The sequence below is a fragment of the Streptomyces sp. NPDC059679 genome (assembly GCF_042734105.1).
Classification (GTDB): domain Bacteria; phylum Actinomycetota; class Actinomycetes; order Streptomycetales; family Streptomycetaceae; genus Streptomyces.
In genome coordinates this window covers 324,757-341,792 of sequence record NZ_JBHWES010000003.1, presented here as the reverse complement: position 1 = coordinate 341,792, position 17,036 = coordinate 324,757, and the positions used below count along the sequence as shown (strand labels likewise).

The window sequence follows — 17,036 nt, the reverse complement described above, 5'->3', positions numbered from 1 at the left end:
GTCCGCCGGGGCCGAGGCGGGGCCCTCCCCTGCCTCAGCCCCGCTCGCGTCCCTTCAGGCGCGGGGTGAACGTGGCATGGAAAAGTGTCGACGCGGCGCCCACCGCGGCGGCTTCCGCGCTCAGCACCGAGCGCTCCACGTGGACGCGCCGCAACCGGCGGGCGGTGGGGAACTCATTGACGGCGCGCCCGATCTCCTCCAGGTAGCAGTCGGCGACGTCGTCGGTGAAGAAGGGGCCGCCCAGAACGATCAGGTCGATGTCGAGAAGATCGACCAGCCCCAGGGCTCCTCTTCCGACGGCACGTGCCACTTCGCGCAGGGCGGCGGTGGCGGCCGGGTGTCCGGCCGTGGCCGCGCGCCCGACGGCGCGGTATGCCTCGGTGCTGCTGTGCTCCGTGCCGGCGGTGCGCAGGCCGAGCCGCTCGGCGAACCTCGGCACGGACACGGGCGGGTTGCACTCGGGCAGGATCTCGGGCCGTCCGTCCGCGGCGACGCGGTCAAGGGCGAGCGCGCACAGCTGCCCGAACTCCCCCGCGTTCGCGCTGACTCCACGGTAGAGGTCGCCGTTGAGGTAGAGGCCGGAGCCGACGCCGGTGCCGAGATAGAGGTAGGCGAAGTCCCGGGCCCTGCGGTCGCGCCCGATCCAGCGCTCGCCCGCGGCAGCGGCGAGCGAGTCCTTCTCGATGAGGACCGGGCAGGGGAAGTGCTCCTTCAGCAGGTACAGCAGGGGCAGGTCCTGCCAGGCCCGCATCAGGGGCGGCCCGAGGACGGTGCCGGAGGCGATGTCGACCGGTCCCGGCACGGCCACGCCGACGCCGAGGAAGCCGTTGGGCTGAACGGCGCCACGCGCCTTGCCGAGCGCTTCATGGCCCACCTCGACGGCTTGCGCGACGAATTCGGCAGGATCGATGTCGGCACTGACGGTGCGTGTGCACGTACACACGAGGGCTCCGTCGAGGTCGATCACGACGGCGGTGAGCACCTCCGGGTCGATGTGCAGGCCGAGGGCGTGCGCGGCGGAGCCGCACAGCCGTACCGGTGTGCGCGGCTTGCCGGAAGTGGCACGGCGCTGGGCGTCCTCAACGAGAAAGCCACGGTCCAGCAGCGACCGGGCGATGCGGGACACGGACTGCTGGGTGAGGCCGGTCCGGTGGGCGATCTCGCCGCGGGTGACGGTACCGACGAGGCGCACGGTCTCGATGACCACGCACTCGTTGAAGGATCCGAGGTCGAGTTGGTTGACTCCGCTGAACGACGGTGCGTCCGGGGCGTGCCAACCGCCATCCGGACGGCTCTGGTGCTCGGCGACGCGCTCGCGCAGCCAGCGGACCGAGCGGCCGGCCGGCTGTACGGGGCGCTCGAGCGCCGCCACCAGGTCAAGGAAGACCCGGCGTGACGACTCGGGGTGGCTCGTGCTGTCCAGGGCGATCAGGGCATTGAGGAAGCCGCGCCAGCTCGCGCGCACAGGCAGGTCGTGGTGGCTGACGAGCGATCCGGCGGGCCGCCGCTCATCGGTCGACCACAGCGTGACGGCGTGCAGGGTGATGTCCGCGTGCACGGCCGCCGCGTCGGCGAGGAATGCCCTGAACTCCTGGTCGTCTGAGGCCGGTTCGAGGCGCAGGGTGTCCAAGGCCCGGTCGACTCCGGCCAGCACCTCGGCGTCGATCACGGTGACCGCGGCCGCGGACCTCCGGGCCTCCGTACGGGTGCCGACGAGCAGGACGCCCCGGTCGGCGTCGGCGTACAGGCCCATCACCCACGCATCGGCGCCGGGCAGTGGCGGACGGGTCGGGATGCGGGGGACGATCGGCTGGTCCGGCATGATGTTCCAGCGGCGGCGGATCGCCGCGACCGTGGCGTGGGAGACGCCGAGTTCGCGGGCGATGGCGCGGCTCGCACCGCTGCCTCCAGGCGCGAGCAGGGTCCTGGTGACGACGTCCGCCTCGTCGACCGTCACGGGCCGTCCGGTGCGGCGGCGCTGTTCGAGCCCGGCGAGTCCGCCGCTGTACCAGCGGTGCCGCCAGGCGCCCACGGTCTGCCGGGACACGCCGAGGCGCCGCGCGATTTCCGCGTCGCGCCGGCCCTCGGCGGCCAGCAGCACGATCCGGGCGCGCAGCGCGAGGGGCCCGTCGGCCACGGCCCAGTCGCGCAGCGTCGCCCGAGTCCGGGACGTCAGCGTGTCGGCGTGGAGGGGATCAGGCACCGAGTGGCTCCTCGTCGGCCTCGGCCCGGCTGATCCTCAGGGTGCGGATCTGGAACGGGCGCAGTTGCAGGTGGATGCGGGGTCCGTCGTGGGCGTGCGGGACGGCGTTCTCCTCGAGCAGATCGGTCGTGCACGCTTCGGCGACGGCGAAGTCGGCGGTGAGCGTGGTCCGCGCAGCGTTGCCGCTGGACTCGTACAGACGTACGACGACGTCTCCGCTGCGGTCCTCAGCGAGCTTCACCGTCTCCACGACGACGTCCGGGTGGTCGACGCGCACCAGCGGACGCAACGACGACGCCCCGTCCGACAGACGCAGGGGCATGTCCAGGCGGTAGCCGTCCGCGACAGCGTCGCCGACTGTGGCGCCGGGCCGCACGGTGTGCCGGAAGCGGTGCACTCCCCGGTCGGCGTGCGGGTCAGGGCTGTGCGGGGCGCGGAGCAGGGTGTGCCGCAGTGTCGTGTCCGTACCGCCGTCGCACCGTTCGCGAGGGACGACGTCGTGGCCGTGGGTGACGTCGCCGGCGAAGCCGACCGTCCACGTGGGGGCGTCGACGTGGATCCAGCGCTGCGCCGCCCGTTCCTCTCCGTCGCCCGGTGTGTGCACGGTGTGGCCGAAGGCGATGCCGCACCGCACGTGTGATGCCGGCCCGTTGAGCGGCCACGTCTGTTTGAGGGCGGTGTCGCGCTCGCGCCAGTCGACCTCGGTGTCGACCGTCAGCGAGGGGCCGCCCGCGGTCAGCGTCAGGTCCTGGGTGAAGACGGAGCGGCCGTTTCCGCGGCGCACCCGCACCGTGGCCACCAGCGGCCCGCTCGCGAGAAGTTCGACGTCCTGCGCGTGGATCAGGTCCCGGCGGGTCCGGTCGCTGCCGAGCGCGAGTGTGCGGGACGGGTCGGCGACCGGCTCGTCACGGTGGAGTTCCAGCAGATTTCCGCGGCCGCCGGGGGCGATGACATCGTGGCCCGTGGCCGGGTCGACGAGGGAACGCACGAGACCGTCGCCGTCGATGGTGACGCGCACCAGGCCGTTGTCGAGGACGGAGTGCCCCTCGCGGGTGCGGCGGGCCGTGACCGGTGCCGTACCGTCCAGTGCGATGGCCACCGGGCCGCTGCCGTGGGCGGGCGCCTCGGCGAGCACGGCACACCGCCCGCCGGGCAGCCCCTGGGCGACGGCGGCGCCCTCGACCACGCCGTCCAACAGGACGACTTCGCGGCGTGCGAACGGTGCCGCGTTGTGCGCGGCGACGTCCCCGCCCGGCCCGAGCGCGCGGTGGACGATCCGGGTGAGCCGGCGCGCGGCCTGATGGTGCGCATCCTCGGCGTCCTGGCGGGCGCGGGCGACCGCGGCGCCGGCGAGGACGTCGTGGCTCTGCTGAGTGAGCACGGACTTCCAGATGCGGTTCAGTGCGTCGTACGGATAGGGAATGCCGCGCCGCACCGCCGCCGTGGCCGACCACAACTCCACCTCGTGGAGCAGCACTTCACACATCCGGTTGCCTCGTTTGGTGCGCGCCTGGCTGCTGTACGTGCCCGCGTGCGGGGCGAGGTCGAGGGCGCCGCGCATCCTGGCGCCGACGTCCGTGTCGTGTGCGGGGTGCAAGCTGTGTGACGGCGGGCCGTCCAGGTCCGCAAGGCGGCGGGCCCGCTCCAGCGTGGCGCGGTCGGGGTTGCGCAGGGTGTGCAAGGACTGGGCAGAGGCCTCGTCGCTGCCGGGGCCGGCTGCACGGCCCGTGAGGCGGATGAGCATGGCGGTGCCGTCGATGCCCTCCCAGGTGAACGTTGACCGCGACCGCGCTGCGTCCCGTCGGGAGACCATCAGCCAGTGCGCGCCCGCGGCCCTGGCGATCTGCGGCAGGGCCGGTGAGACGCCGTCCGTGTCGGTCAGCCATACACCGTCGCTGTCGGCGCCGAACTCGCCGCGGAGAAAACGACGCCCGTGCACGAACTGCCGTACCAGCGACTCCGACCCGGCAAGTTCGGTGTCGGCCTGCGCCCACAGGCCGCCGACGGGCAGCCAGGCGCCGTCGGCGACCATCTTGCGCAGCCGCTCGAAGACATGCGGCTCGTGCTGTTTCATCCAGGCGTAGTGCTGCACCGCGGGCGCGACGGAGACGAATCCGGGGTACTCGTCGGCAAGCGCGGCGAACGTGCTGAAGTCACGGGCGCAGGCACGAACCGCCTCGTGCAGGGGCACGGCGCCGAGCGCGGCGGGAGCGCTCTCTCCCACCACAAACGTGGGGCGGCTCGACGGCTCGCGGGCGAGTTCGGGCGCGAGCACGGCGCATGCGGCGGAGGCGGTGCGACCGACGGCACGCGGGTCGACGGCGTCGATCGCGCGCTCCAGGGCGTCACGGATGCGGGCCGCGCGCGGTACGTCGTCGGTCAGCGAGCGCTGCAGTCGGTGCAGCGCCCTTATGTCGTGCGACAGCCGCCACACTGCCTCGTCGCGCACGGCGAGGTCGGCACGGCCCACCCGCAGCGGCAGGGCATCGGCTGCGGCCGCGACGACGGAGGCCTCGACGAAGAGTCGTACGTCGTCGTCTCCAAGAGCGCGCCCGGCGACGAGGACCGGGTCCGGATGCGCGGCGCCCAGTCCTTGCAGCGGCGCTCCGTACGCGTCGCGGACGAGCGCCTGCGGCCTGGCGCCTTCCCCGCCGCCCAGGTCGAGGACCGCCTCGACGCGACGGCCCGCCCAGCCCTTCGGCACGGTCGCCCGGAGCGTGAACCAGGTGGTTGACCACGGCCGCCCCCATGTGTCGCCCACGCAGAACGGTTCATAGTCGGCGCGCAGGGCGACAGGTGCGGGAACGGGCTCGCCCGGCAGATGCCAGGCGCCGACATCGAGAGGAATGCGGAGCGGGTACAGCGCCGGTCGCAGCCTTTGGGCGAGGAATGCGGCTATGCGCTCTTCGAGCATGGGCGGTCCCCTTCGCGTCCAGCCAGTAACCGCTATGTAAAACCATGTGTGTTATCAAGTCAACGCTTCGCACCGGCTCCCTTGAATTGCAGATGAGGGCCGGGGAGATTTCTTTTGTCAGGGGACTTAGATTCCAAATCCGAGGTCGCTTGTAAAGAAAAGGATTGACGTTTCGGGTATGCGAGCGCCGAGCGGGGCGGGAGCACACCCAGTGGGTGTCTCCCGCCCCGCTCGGCGCCTTAAGTCAAATCGATGGACTTATGCTGGGCTCCGTAGAGCTCCCATGTATGCGCGACGGGTTCAGGGCCGCTGCACACTGCCGTCGGTGTTGCGCAGCAGCGCCCACCGATCGTGACCGAGAGGCTCGGGCACCGGGTGGCGCCGGGCCGCAGCCTCGTCGAAGTCGACGCCGTGGCCTGGCGCTCCGGAGGGCACAAGTAGCCCGCCGTGTGCCGCCACGGTGCCGGGGAACACCTCGTGCACCGGCTCCTTGAAGACGGCTGCTTCCTGAACGCCGAAGGCCTGGCTGCTGACGTCGAGCGCGAGGGTCGCGGCCTGGGCGACGGGGCTGACGTCCGCCGGTCCGTGCGGGGCAAGGCGGACCCCGTGCAGTTCGCACAGGGCTGCCAGCTTCCGGGCAGGAGTCAGGCCACCGAGCGTGGGGATCCGCATGCGCGCGAAATCGATGTCCGGTCCCTTCAGGAGGGCCACGAACTGCTGGGGATCGCTGAAGAGTTCACCCACGGCGAGGGGAACCGGCGAGACGGCGTGCAGCCGTGCGAAGTGCGCGGCGTCCTCAGGGGCGAGCAGGTCCTCGACGAAGTACAGGCCGATGTCCTCGACACGGCGCAGAAAGTCCGCGGCCTGGCGAGGATCGAGCCGTTCGTGTACATCGTGCAGCAATTCGACCTCGTCGCCCACGAGTTCGCGTACCCGTGCCAGCACCCGGGGGACGTTTCGCAGATACGCCGCGGAGTCCCACGGCACCCGGCGCTCGCGCACCGCCTGCGGATCGGCACCACCACCTGCCCCGTATGTGTCAGATCCCGGCACCGCGGCCTGGATTCGCACATGCCGGTATCCGCGCTGCCGGGCCGCACCCACCTTGTCGGCGATCTCCTCGGCGTCGGCTCCGTCGACATGGGTGTACGCTTCGGCGCCGATGCGCACTCGGCCGCCGAACAGGGAGTGCAGCGGGACGCCCAGGCGCTTCGCCTTGAGGTCCCACAGGGCGACGTCGATGCCACCGAGGGCGTTGCCGGTCAGCGAACCGCCGCGCCAGTAGGCGCTGTTCAGGATCAGCCGGTGCAGGTCTTCGATGTCGTCCGGGTCGCGTCCGGTGAGCAGCGGGGCGAGGTAGTCGTCGAGGACCGAGCGGACGGCAAGGGTGCGCTGCGGATCGCTGGCGCAGCCCAGGCCGTACAGCCCCGGCTCGTCGGTTTCCACGCGGACGATGAGATGGGGGCAGCCATGCGGGGCGGTCAGGAAGGTGCGGACGGCCGTGATGCGGATCTTGGACCCGCGCTCATCGACCCAGGGGGCCGGAGCGAGCAGGCGGGTGAGGGCGAGGGCATCAGGCTCCGTCATACGGACTCCAGCATTCGAGTAGCAGAATGACGTACTGCCATCCGAACGTATGGAGCGGGGATCCGTTTTGTCAACGGCCATACAGATATGGCGCTTGAGGGCCGGGGGCACGAGCTCCCGGCCCTCAAAGCGCCCGTGGCGCCGCGCATGTGCGCTCAGTGCTGGCCGAGGCGCTTGAGGAGCATGCTCAGAGAGTGCGCCGCCTCGGTCACCGCCTGGGCCACTTCCTCGATCCGGTCGTCGCCCATCCTGCTGCGCGGCGCCGAGCAGCTCACCGCGTCACCGCCGTCCGGGGACACGCCCAGCGGCACGGCGACGGACCGGATGTCCACCGCGTTCTCCCCGTCGTCCATGGCCCAGCCGCGCAGCCGCGCCTCCGCGAGTTCGGCCAGGAAGGCGTCCGGGTCGACGACGGTGTCCGGCGTGAGTTTCTCCAGCGGCCAGGTGAGCCGGCGCTGCACCTCCGCCTGGTCCAGCTGGGAGAGCACGGCCTTGCCCAAAGCCGTGGCGTGCGCCGGCAGCCGATACCCCACCGCGGAGTACGTCCGCAGCGCGTGCCGTGACTCGCGCTTGGCCAGGTGGACGACGTGCGTACCGTCGAGCCTGCCGAGATGCACCGCCTCGCCGGTCTCCTCGGCCAAGGCGTCCAGCACCGGCCCGGCCAGGCTCGCGACGTCGTCGCCGGCCAGATACGCGGTGCCGGTGAGCAGGGCCTTCAGACCCAGGCTGTAGCGCGTGCCGGACGGATCGACGTCCACCCAGCGCCTCGCCTGCATGGTGCGCAGGATCGCGTGCAGGCTGCTCTTGGGCACGGCCATCGCGCTCGCCATTTCCGCAAGCGAGAGGCGGGCGCCGTCCCGCCCGAGGAGTTCGAGGACCTCCAGGACCCGAGCCGCGGACTTGACCTCTTCGACCTTGCGGACCCCCGCCGCGTCCGTCACCGATTCCACTGCCCCTCCGCTTCCCGCCCAGATCCCGACTGGACCGTCACCCACGCTCAATCCCGCCCTGCGTCTTGACGCTATATCACGACGAGCCTAAGTTCGGTCACTCCAACGCCATTCGGCCTTCTGAACGGTCGACCCTAGGTAGGGGTTCATGCGTATCTCAACTTCCCGCAAGGCCACGTACGTCGCCACCGCCGTGGCCACCGCGCTGTCGCTCAGCGCCCTGACGGCTTGCGGCGGCAGCGGCTCCGGCGGCTCGGACGCCAAGAGCCTCACGATGTGGACGTTCAAGCAGTCCCACGTCAAGGCCCTGCGCAACGCCGCCAAGGAGTTCAAGAAGGAGACCGGCATCTCCGTCAGCATCGAGGTCTTCACACCTGAAGAGGCCTATATGACCAAGGTGCAGAGCGCCGCCAAGACCGGCGATCTGCCCGACGTCCTCGAGGTGCACTCCGACGGCGAGGACCGCGTCCTCGGCGCGGCCGGCATCGCCGCGGACCTGCGCGACGACTACAAGGGCGACTGGCTCAACGAGATCCAGCACTCCGTACACGAATCCGGCCTCATCACGCCCGAGCGCTTCAAGAAGTCCCAGAACAAGAAGTCCTCGGACAACGGCATCAAAGAGGGCGCGCGCTACAGCGTCCCGCTGACCATCGGCACGTTCGGCATCGTCTACGCGAACAAGCAGAAGCTGGCCGACGCCGGGATCAAACAGCCCCCGAAGACTTGGGAGGACCTGATCTCCGCCCTCAGGGCGACGACGAAGAAGGACCCGAAGAACGGCGGCCTCACCACAGGTCTCAAGGCCAAAGGCCCCGGCCTCAACTGGATACTCCAGCCGCTCGCCTTCGCCCAGCTCGGCAAGAAGAGCTACGAGGACCTGTGGGGCAAGGACAAGAACGCCGGCTTCGGCTCGCCGAACGGCGTCAAGGTGCTCTCCCAGTACAACCAGCTCACCCCGTACTGGACGCCCGGCACCCAGTCGCTCGACGTCGACCAGGCGGACCAGACCTTCGCCCAGGGCAAGGCGGCGTTCGATGTCGGCGGCACGTTCACCCTCGCCTTCCTGCAGCAGAGCGGCATGAACCCGGACGATGTCTACGCCTTCGGCCTGCCCGCTCCCAAGAGCGGCGCGGTCCCCGACCGGGCGCTGGCCCCGATGGCGCTCACCGGCATCACCCTCAGCTCGGCGAGCAGGCAGCCGGACAACGCCAAGAAGTGGATGCGGTTCCTGGCCGGCAAGAAGGTCGCCGCCCAGTTCGCTCAGGACGCCACCGACCTGCCGGCCACGGACCTCGGCGCCGACACCGCAAAGGCACTCGGCCCGACGCTCAATTCCATGGTCCAGAGCTTCAAGGGCACGCCGGAGACGACGTACGACGCCAACCTCAACCAGAACCTCCAGTCCCCCGGCTATGAGCAGAACGACGTCGGCGACATCCTCGCCGACATGTCCCCGCTCAGGCGCGCCTCCGTCGAATCAACCGCGCGCAAGATCAGCAATCTGAACCAGTCGTACTGGAAGGCAGCCGGCCAGTGACGCTCCAGCCCACGCTCCCCGCGAGGGTGGAGAAGGATCGCACCGGGGTGCCCAGAAGCGGGCCCTCACAACGCAAGGACCACCGGTACGAGGCACTCGCGGGCTACCTGTTCGTCGCGCCGGCGGTCGTGCTGTTCCTGGTGATGGGCCTGTACACGGTCGGCTACGGATTCACTCTGTCCTTCGCCAAGTGGAACGGCTTCGCCCCGAACTGGGAGTGGGTCGGCCTCGACAACTACAAGGACCTGTTGTGGCGCGACCCCGTGTACGCGCCCCGCGTCCGGCACGCCGCCGCCAACACGATCTGGGTGATGGTCGCGGCCCCCGCGCTGACCGTTGTCGTCTCGTTTCCGCTCGCGGTGCTCCTCAACCAGGTCAAGCGGTTCCAGGGCGTCCTGCGCTCGGTTTACTTCCTGCCATACGTCACCAGCGGCGTCGCGGTGTTCTTCGCCTGGCAGTACATCCTCCAGCCGGACGGGGCCATCAACTCCCTGCTCAGCGGTCTGGGTCTGGGCTCGCTGCAGCAACCACAGGGCTGGCTCGGCAATCCCTCAACAGCCATGCCCACCATGATCGTGATCACCGTGTGGGGCCATGTCCCCGTGGCGATGCTGCTGTACCTGACGGGTCTTCAGGGCATCGACCGCAGCATCCTCGAAGCCTCCCAACTGGACGGCGCGGGCTGGTGGCGCACCAACACGTCCGTGGTGTGGCCACTCGTCAGGCCGATCACCGCGATCGTCCTGTTGCTGAATCTGCGCGAGGCGCTCCAAGGGTTCCAGACGTTCCTCGTGATGACCAACGGAGGCCCCGGAGACCACACCAACGTCCTCGGCCTGGAGGCCTATCGGCTGGCCTTCCTCAAGAACCTCTCTCCCACTCTCGGCCTGGCAAGTGCCCTGGGCTGGCTCCTGTTCGCGGCCGCCCTCGTCCTCGCCCTGATCAACCTGCGAGCGCTGCGGAGCAAGACATGACAACGATATCAACGGCCCGGCCCCGTCCGGTCCGCTCCGCCCGACGAGCGCCGTCCGGCCGCTCGTCGGCCCGGATCGTCGTGGGCGTGCTGCTCACCCTGTACGCGCTGGTCAGCGTCTATCCGTTCCTGTGGATGGTGTCGGCGGCGTTCAAGGACCAGGTCGAGGTGGTGCGCGGTGGTCATCTGATCCCGGACCACCCCAAGCTCCAGACCCTGGTCGACACCTGGAACGAACTGCACTTCTTCGACTTCTTCGTCAACAGCGTCCTGGTGACGCTGTACACCGTCGTGCTGACGGTGGTGTTCTACGCGGCGGCCGGCTACGCGTTCGCGGTGCTGCGCTTCCCCGCGCGGGGTGCGCTGCAGAAGCTGTTCGTCTCGCTGCTGTTCGTGCCGGGTGTGACGGTGATGCTGCCGATCGTCCTCCTGGAGAACAAGATGGGCATCCTCGGCACGCACTGGGGACTGGTGCTTCCGTTCGTGAACGGCGGCGCACCCCTGTCGATCCTGCTCATGACCGGCGCGTTCTCCGCGGTCCCCACAGAGCTGCGCGACTCCGCGCGGGTCGACGGCGCCGGTGAGCTGCGCATCTTCACACAGGTCTATCTGCCGCTCACCCGGCCCGCGTTGATCACCGTCGCCCTGCTCACGGCCATCCCCACCTGGAACGAGTACCTGCTGACCCGTGTGTCGCTCAACGATCCGTCCCAATACACCCTGCCCCTCGGTCTGCAGGTGCTCTCCTCCGAGAACGTGCCGCACTACAACAACCTGATGGCCGGCGCCCTCATCGTAGTGGTCCCCGTGGTCCTCCTCTTCCTTAGCCTCCAGAAGTACTTCGTCAACGGCCTGGTCGGGGCGGTGAAGGGCTGATGCGTGTCCTGATCACCGGCGCCGCGGGACACATCGGCATCCATGCCACCCATGAACTGGTCGCCGCAGGGCACGAGTTGACCCTCACCGACCGGGTGCCGTTGGACGCCCCGACCGGCACCCGTGTCCTGATCGGCGATCTGCGGGACGCCGACCTCGTCCGCAAGGCGGTGGACGGCGCGGAGGCCGTCGTCCACCTCGGGGCGATCCCCCATCCGAACGTCGAGGATGACAGCGCCCTGTTCGCCACCAACTGCCTCACGGCCCACCGCGTCCTCGACGAGGCGGGACAGGCGGGCGCACAGCGCATCGTGGCGGCGTCCAGCCTGGCGGCCGTCGGTCTCGCCTGGTCACCGGTCCCCGTCTCACCCCGCTACGTCCCCTTGGACGAGGAGCACCCGACGCTCGTACGCGACCCGTACGGCCTGTCCAAAGTCGTCCTGGAGGAGACGGCCCGCAGCACACACCGACGCTGGGGCACGGACATCGTCTGTCTGCGCTTCCCCTTCACCGGGACCGGTCGGCGACTCACGGACCAACTGGCCCACGTCGCGGCTGATCCCGGCGCCCACCGGCACGACCTGTGGGCCTGGCTCGACACCCGGGACGCGGCCGCCGTGATCCGCCGGGCCCTGACTGCCAACGTCACCGGCTGCCACGTCCTCAACGTCGCGGCAGCCGACACATCATCGCCGCTGACCACCGACGAGCTGTTCCACCAGCACCACCCGGGCGTACCGGCGTTCGAGCCGCTGCCCGGCCGCACCTCTCTGATCGACACCAAGGCGTGCGCGGACCTGCTCGGCTTCACCCCGCGCCATTCCCGTCCATCCGTCCAAGGAGAGTGACCCGGATGACCGCACACCCCAGATCTCTGTCCCGGCGAGGATTCCTCGCCGCCGGCGCCGCTGCGACCACTGCCGTCGCAGCGGGTACCGGCAGCGCCACAGCCGCCCCGGCACACAAGCCATCCGCACGCGCCCACATCTTCTACTACCCCTGGTACGGGAACCCTCAGGTGTACGGCGAGTGGCGGCACTGGCAGCAGGGCGAGCTGACCCCGCCCGAGGCGATCAGCTCCGACTACTACCCTGTGCTCGGACCCTACGACTCCGGTGACCGGCGCGGCGCCGTCGACCGGCACATGCGCTGGCTACGGCAGGCCGGCACCGGCGTGCTGGTCAGCAGTTGGTGGGGGCAGGGCAGTTACGAGGACCGGATGGCACCGGTGGTCCTCGACGCCGCGGCCGCCGCCGGGCTCCAGGTGGCCTGGCACATCGAGCCGTACGAGGGCCGCGACGCCGCCTCGGTGGTCGCCGACATCCGCTATCTCACCGAGCGCTACGGCCACCACCCGGCCTTCCACCGTGACGCGGAGCGTGGCGGGCGGTGCGCCTACTACGTCTTCAACAGCCTTCTGACGGTGGACTGGTCGCCGCTTCACGAGGTCGACGACCGGGCGATCGTGATGGCTCAGACCTGGGATCTGTCCCGTATCGGGGACTTCGGCGGCGTGTACACGTACGACGCGATCGCCACGGCCAACAAGCCGGACTGGTCGCAGGTCGCCGCCTTCTGTGCGGAGCGCGGCATGGTGTGGGCGCCGTCGCTCGGCCCCGGTTACATCGACGATCGGGCCGTCCCCGGCAACACGACGCCGACCCTGGACCGAGCACAGGGACGGACGTACGACCTGGAATGGGAGTACGCCCTGTCCACCGGGAACTCGGGCGGCGTCCCGGACTGGGTGAGCATCACCTCGTTCAACGAATGGCACGAGGGCACCCAGATCGAACCGGCCACCGCCGCCACTCCCGGCGCTCTCGACTACCTCTCGTACGAGGGTGCCTACGGCCGCAAGGGCGGCCGCGCGCAGACGGCCTACCTGGACCGCACGGCGTACTGGGTCGCCCGCTTCGAGGCCGCCCACGCGCGGCAGCGGGACTGACGCGGCGTCGCCGGTGCCCGGGACGCTGTGCCCCGGGCACCGGGGGGCTCACCTCTTCTGCTCGGCCCGGACCCAGTCGATCTCCGCCTGCACTCCCCCGGCGGCGATCTTGTCGACGCTGGACTGCGGCAGACCCCAGTAGGGGGTGGTCACCTGGTTCCAGCCGGCCGGGTAGGCGCCGCCGAGGGCGAGGTTCGTCACCAGCGCGGCCGGGGCGGGCAAGACGGTGCTCGTCCTGGAGCTGATCCTCGGTCTCCTCGACGGTCGGACAGCCGACGCGCCGGTTCCCGTCCGGATATCCGTACCACGCCTGGACACCGTGGAGTTGGGCAGCGAAGTAGCCGAGGAGCGCGCCGTATCCGCCGGGCTGGCCGAACACCTCAGGCAGGCCCACGGACTGTCCCCCGCCGCCGCCCATGCCATCGTCGAGGCCGAGCAGACCGGTACGACACCCTGGTCGAGCAGGGCGAGCTGTGGGTCGGCTACGCAGCCGTCTTTCGCCTGCAGCCCCTCGACTCCGCGGCCTGCACCGAATTCCTGACCTCCCGCGCCATCAAGCCCGCGCGCTGGGCGCCCGTCCTCGAATCCCTGCAACGCGGCCCCCATCCCGTTCTGACCACCGCCCTCTCGACGCCCTGGCGGCTCACCCTCGCCACAACCATCTGCGAACAGCGCCACCGAGGCGGCCACTACCTGTACGAACCCGCAGATCTACTCCATCCGGAACTCGACAGCGACCACGCGAACGCGACCACCTGCTGAGCCACTGCGTCGCCGCCGTCATCGGCAGCCACCCCGGCCGCTACGACCCCGGCCGGGCCCATCGCCGGCTTGCCGAGCTCGCCCGCTACCTCCAGACCGGTGACGACACCGGCAGTCGGCACCCTGCGGCCGATATCGTCCCGTACGAACTGTGGCCACTCCCCGGCCGATTCGTGCCTCGCGCCCTGCCCACAGCGCTGATGAGCATGGTGAGGAAGCCGGGATCATCCGCGGCTACCGGGCGGTGATCGAGCCCGCCGCGGTCGGCCGCAGCCTGCGGGTGTTCGCCGGTGTCCGGCTGATGCGGCACGCGCGCGCGGACGTGACCGCATTCGAGCGTGCGGTCACCCGACTGCCCGAGGTGACCCGCACCCACCTGTCACCGGCAACTACGACTACCTGCTCGAGGTCGAGGTCGCCGGCCTGCCCGCCTACGAGGACTTCCACGCCAACCAGCTGGCCTGGCTGCCCTGCGTAGCGACGGTGACCGGCTACGTCACTATGAAGACGCTCTCCGCGGGGGAGCTTTGCTCCAGAGCGAGGTGTGCATGCTGCCGGAACTTGATGGACTGGGTGGATGAAGATTCTGCCGCCTCGTGTGCTGCGGGCACTTGAACGGTTCAATGCCGCCTATCCCTGGGATCACAACGCCCACTACCACCGCTGGATCTTGCGGCAGCTCCCGAGACGCTTCGACTGCGCTCTGGACATCGGCTCCGGCAGCGGTGACCTCGCAAGGCTCATGGCCCGACGTGCCGCTGCCGTGACGGCAGTCGATTCCGATCCGGCGATCACCGCCCAGGCCCGGAAGCTGACTCCCGCATCGCTTCCCGTGACCTTCGCCGTCGCGGATGCGACAGCCGAGTTCCCGAACGGCTCCTACGACGTCATCACATGTGTCGCCACGATCCATCATCTGCCGTTCGCCCAGACACTCGCCGCTTTCCGCCGCCATCTGGCCCCGGGAGGGACCTTGGTGATCGTCGGCCTGTCCCGCGCCCAGACCCCTGTGGACTACTCGCTGGATGTCCTCGCCATCCCAGCCAACGCCGCCATCGGCTGGCTGAAGAACAAGGGCCGCCCCTCACCCCGGCCCGTCTCCATGACAGCTCCTACCCGCCCAGCGGACATGACCTTTGACGACATCGTCCGTGAAGCCAGAAACGTTCTCCCCGGTGCGCGACTGCGACGACGGCTGTTCTGGCGCTATACGCTCGTATGGCACCGTCCCTGAGCAGCCCGCGCTCCCGGGCGCGGCGGAGGCATGTCTGCGGTCCAAAGCAGGCGGGCTGTTCTGTGAACGGGCGGCAGGCGACAATACGGATTGACGAGGAATCAGGACGATTCCGGCAGACAAACGGGGGACACATGATCTTCGTTGTTTCTATGGTGATCCTGCTCGCGGCCGCGGTCGGGGTGTGCTTGGCCGTACTGCTGCGCAGGCGCGGTTCGGGGGAACGCGGGGCACTGGCGCGTGCGGCAGCGGACCAGGGACTCGCACAGGGGCTGGGCGCCGCGAACGCCACGAGGCGGAACACGGGGCCCTCCGGGTTCTGAGTCCTGGCCGCAGCCAACCAACTGCTCGACCACCTCCGGCGGCAGCATGGTGGGCAAGGTCGGCGGCGGGCATCGCTGTGCCTTGCCCCTTGAAACTTGGCGGTGATGCGGCTGAGGCCGTGCCACCGCCAAGGTGGGGATCCGGGCCGCTATACGCCTGGCACAGTGACACGAAGGGGGTCTGATTCTCCGGGCTGGTTCGGTTCATGAGCCGGGCAATCTCTGTCGGATCGCTGCCGCTGGGTCCTGGTGTAGAAGGTGTAGGCGACGAAGACCACCAGGACCCAGACGCCGGAGACGATCAGCGATATGCGGGTCTCCGGCAGGATGGCGATGCAGACCAGGACTGCGGCCACGAACACCAACGCGAGGTAGTTGCCGTAGGGATGGAGTGGCATCTTGTAGCAGATCTGGTCCTCCTGGCCGTTGCGGATCTTGGCCTTCCGGAACCTGAGGTGGCTTATCACGATGGATCCCCAGGCGCATACCAAGGCGAAGGCGGTGACAGAGGAGAAGACCGTGAAGACCTGGTCGGGTCACCGCCCCGACCTCGAACAACCGATGAGCCATCCGTCCCCGCCCGCCGAAGCCGACCTGGCCGTCGACGGCGCCGGCCTGCTCTGCGTCACCCTCCTGCTCCGCCTCCGCAAGCAGATCGAGGGCGCACCGCCGGGCACCGTCGTCCACGTCATCGCCACCGATCCCGCCGCCCCACTCGACCTACCCGCCTGGTGCCACATGACCGGCCACACCTACCTCAGCCCCATCCCCGGCAAGCAGCCGACATACGCTCTCCAACTGACCGCCGACGCACTCCCCACCCGCCCCGACGCACCGTGGCACCCGGTCCAGCCCGGCTCCTGAAGCGGGGCGACTAGTCAGCCCAGTCGGGGCAGAAGCGACGGCCCTGGCACGGATGACCGGGACCGGCGGCGCGGAGCCGCCATCCCGATTCGCGTCGCACTCTGGTGGCCAGTGGTGTGGTGCGTGCGATCCGTCCCGGGCCGCCAGCCGCGTCGTAGCGGGCCGGTGTCAGTGTGAACGGCGCCTTCAGAGCCCCGCCTCCGTGCCGCCATCGTCGGCCGGTGAGTGCGTCGGGAGAAGCTCCCACCTGATCTCCCCTTCGTGCCAGTGTCCGGTTGGAGCCAGGCCCGCAGCAGTGGCGACAGCAGCGGATGCATGATGGTCCGGATGAATGTGGGCGCAGATCTCCTGCACGCCTTGCTCCTGCAGCCACGCAACCAGTCCTCGTGCCGCCTCGGTAGCGATGCCGCGCCCCTGCCACGCGGTCCCGACCACCCAGGCAACCTCGGCCGCGCACCCGTGCTCAGCAGCGGTGATCGTTGCCTGCACCGTCCCGGTCAGGCTTTTCTCCTCGCGCAGCCGGAGAACCCAGTTCCACCACGTCACGGAAGGTTCGGGTGAGCCGACCACCAGGCGCTCATACCGTGCCCGCAATGCCTGCGGAGGGTGCGGGGTACCGCCGATGAAGACATGCAGAGCCGGGTCGGAGAGCACCTCGGCCATCTCGTCCGCGTGCTCGACAGCGAGCGGTACGAGGCTCAGCCTGCCAGTCTCGATGATCCCGATCTTCATGGCGTCCACGCCGTCTCCTTGTCCAACCGCTTCCCCTGCCAGTGCCCACAGGATGGGCACCCCCGCTGATCCCACCGTCGGCCGCCGCTTGGCAGCGACCCGAACACATCGGCAACGAACTCCGACATCG

The 17,036-nt window shown here is 69.8% G+C and carries 15 protein-coding genes; 8 read left to right on the top strand and 7 right to left on the bottom strand.

Going from position 1 to position 17,036, the window contains the following annotated elements:
* Positions 1–34: 34 nt before the first annotated feature.
* From ACFV2X_RS06455 to ACFV2X_RS06440, 4 genes are all read right to left on the bottom strand, one after another.
* Complete coding sequence (locus ACFV2X_RS06455; protein ID WP_385612178.1) at positions 35–2,203, bottom strand: ROK family protein; 2,169 nt, start codon at positions 2,201–2,203, stop codon at positions 35–37.
* Entirely contained in the window at positions 2,196–5,117 is a 2,922-nt protein-coding gene (locus ACFV2X_RS06450) for an alpha-mannosidase (RefSeq protein ID WP_385612175.1), read from the bottom strand. Before ACFV2X_RS06450 ends, ACFV2X_RS06455 begins: the two co-directional genes overlap by 8 nt.
* A 300-nt stretch (positions 5,118–5,417) precedes the next feature.
* The gene (locus tag ACFV2X_RS06445) at positions 5,418–6,704 is read right to left on the bottom strand and encodes an enolase C-terminal domain-like protein (RefSeq protein ID WP_385612171.1); all 1,287 of its coding nucleotides are present in this window, start codon (positions 6,702–6,704) and stop codon (positions 5,418–5,420) included.
* 155 nt (positions 6,705–6,859) lie between these two features.
* The gene (locus tag ACFV2X_RS06440; protein WP_014181960.1) at positions 6,860–7,654 is read right to left on the bottom strand and encodes an IclR family transcriptional regulator; all 795 of its coding nucleotides are present in this window, start codon (positions 7,652–7,654) and stop codon (positions 6,860–6,862) included.
* A 148-nt stretch (positions 7,655–7,802) separates the two neighbouring features.
* On the opposite strand from ACFV2X_RS06440, the gene ACFV2X_RS06435 reads away from it, so the two are divergent.
* Genes ACFV2X_RS06435 through ACFV2X_RS06415 form a run of 5 tightly spaced genes read left to right on the top strand, consistent with a single transcriptional unit; the run spans position 7,803 to position 12,991 of the window.
* The gene (locus ACFV2X_RS06435) at positions 7,803–9,194 is read left to right on the top strand and encodes an ABC transporter substrate-binding protein (protein ID WP_385612168.1); all 1,392 of its coding nucleotides are present in this window, start codon (positions 7,803–7,805) and stop codon (positions 9,192–9,194) included.
* A gap of 47 nt (positions 9,195–9,241) precedes the next feature.
* Positions 9,242–10,168 carry a carbohydrate ABC transporter permease gene (locus ACFV2X_RS06430; protein ID WP_385612165.1) on the top strand — a complete coding sequence of 309 codons (927 nt, stop codon included), beginning with the start codon at positions 9,242–9,244 and terminating at the stop codon, positions 10,166–10,168.
* Positions 10,165–11,043 carry a carbohydrate ABC transporter permease gene (locus tag ACFV2X_RS06425; protein ID WP_385612162.1) on the top strand — a complete coding sequence of 293 codons (879 nt, stop codon included), beginning with the start codon at positions 10,165–10,167 and terminating at the stop codon, positions 11,041–11,043. The genes ACFV2X_RS06430 and ACFV2X_RS06425 overlap by 4 nt, the downstream gene beginning before the upstream one ends.
* A complete protein-coding gene (locus ACFV2X_RS06420) occupies positions 11,043–11,891 on the top strand; it encodes an NAD-dependent epimerase/dehydratase family protein (protein WP_385612159.1) in 849 nt (282 codons plus the stop codon). The genes ACFV2X_RS06425 and ACFV2X_RS06420 overlap by 1 nt, the downstream gene beginning before the upstream one ends.
* A 5-nt stretch (positions 11,892–11,896) precedes the next feature.
* Positions 11,897–12,991 carry a glycoside hydrolase family 99 protein gene (locus ACFV2X_RS06415; RefSeq protein WP_385612157.1) on the top strand — a complete coding sequence of 365 codons (1,095 nt, stop codon included), beginning with the start codon at positions 11,897–11,899 and terminating at the stop codon, positions 12,989–12,991.
* A 48-nt stretch (positions 12,992–13,039) separates the two neighbouring features.
* Here the strand turns inward: ACFV2X_RS06415 and ACFV2X_RS06410 are convergent, their stop codons facing one another.
* Complete coding sequence (locus tag ACFV2X_RS06410) at positions 13,040–13,213, bottom strand: hypothetical protein (protein WP_385612370.1); 174 nt, start codon at positions 13,211–13,213, stop codon at positions 13,040–13,042.
* Between the two features lie 870 nt (positions 13,214–14,083).
* Between ACFV2X_RS06410 and ACFV2X_RS06405 the strand changes: the two genes are divergently transcribed.
* Positions 14,084–14,368 (top strand): Lrp/AsnC ligand binding domain-containing protein, encoded by a 285-nt coding sequence (locus ACFV2X_RS06405; RefSeq protein WP_385612362.1) that lies wholly within the window; start codon positions 14,084–14,086, stop codon positions 14,366–14,368.
* On the top strand, positions 14,331–14,987 hold the full coding sequence (locus ACFV2X_RS06400; RefSeq protein ID WP_385612154.1) for a class I SAM-dependent methyltransferase: 657 nt from the start codon (positions 14,331–14,333) through the stop codon (positions 14,985–14,987). The genes ACFV2X_RS06405 and ACFV2X_RS06400 overlap by 38 nt, the downstream gene beginning before the upstream one ends.
* A gap of 472 nt (positions 14,988–15,459) precedes the next feature.
* Here the strand turns inward: ACFV2X_RS06400 and ACFV2X_RS06395 are convergent, their stop codons facing one another.
* Entirely contained in the window at positions 15,460–15,801 is a 342-nt protein-coding gene (locus ACFV2X_RS06395; RefSeq protein WP_385612151.1) for a hypothetical protein, read from the bottom strand.
* Between ACFV2X_RS06395 and ACFV2X_RS06390 the strand changes: the two genes are divergently transcribed.
* Positions 15,779–16,174: a sulfurtransferase TusA family protein gene (locus tag ACFV2X_RS06390; protein ID WP_385612148.1), complete on the top strand. Its 396-nt coding sequence runs from the start codon at positions 15,779–15,781 to the stop codon at positions 16,172–16,174. The genes ACFV2X_RS06395 and ACFV2X_RS06390 overlap by 23 nt on opposite strands.
* A gap of 186 nt (positions 16,175–16,360) precedes the next feature.
* Here ACFV2X_RS06390 and ACFV2X_RS06385 read toward each other — a convergent pair whose 3' ends face one another.
* Complete coding sequence (locus tag ACFV2X_RS06385) at positions 16,361–16,906, bottom strand: GNAT family N-acetyltransferase (RefSeq protein WP_385612359.1); 546 nt, start codon at positions 16,904–16,906, stop codon at positions 16,361–16,363.
* Positions 16,907–17,036 lie beyond the last annotated feature (130 nt).

Excerpts from the sequence above, each read along its gene's own strand:
- ACFV2X_RS06415 (WP_385612157.1), top strand. The coding sequence starts at position 11,897 with ATGACCGCACACCCCAGATCTCTGTCCCGGCGAGGATTCCTCGCCGCC.
- ACFV2X_RS06435 (WP_385612168.1), top strand. The coding sequence starts at position 7,803 with ATGCGTATCTCAACTTCCCGCAAGGCCACGTACGTCGCCACCGCCGTG.
- ACFV2X_RS06425 (WP_385612162.1), top strand. The coding sequence starts at position 10,165 with ATGACAACGATATCAACGGCCCGGCCCCGTCCGGTCCGCTCCGCCCGA.
- ACFV2X_RS06400 (WP_385612154.1), top strand. The coding sequence starts at position 14,331 with ATGAAGATTCTGCCGCCTCGTGTGCTGCGGGCACTTGAACGGTTCAAT.
- ACFV2X_RS06390 (WP_385612148.1), top strand. The coding sequence starts at position 15,779 with ATGGATCCCCAGGCGCATACCAAGGCGAAGGCGGTGACAGAGGAGAAG.
- ACFV2X_RS06420 (WP_385612159.1), top strand. The coding sequence starts at position 11,043 with ATGCGTGTCCTGATCACCGGCGCCGCGGGACACATCGGCATCCATGCC.
- ACFV2X_RS06450 (WP_385612175.1), bottom strand. The coding sequence starts at position 5,117 with ATGCTCGAAGAGCGCATAGCCGCATTCCTCGCCCAAAGGCTGCGACCG.
- ACFV2X_RS06385 (WP_385612359.1), bottom strand. The coding sequence starts at position 16,906 with ATGAAGATCGGGATCATCGAGACTGGCAGGCTGAGCCTCGTACCGCTC.
- ACFV2X_RS06445 (WP_385612171.1), bottom strand. The coding sequence starts at position 6,704 with ATGACGGAGCCTGATGCCCTCGCCCTCACCCGCCTGCTCGCTCCGGCC.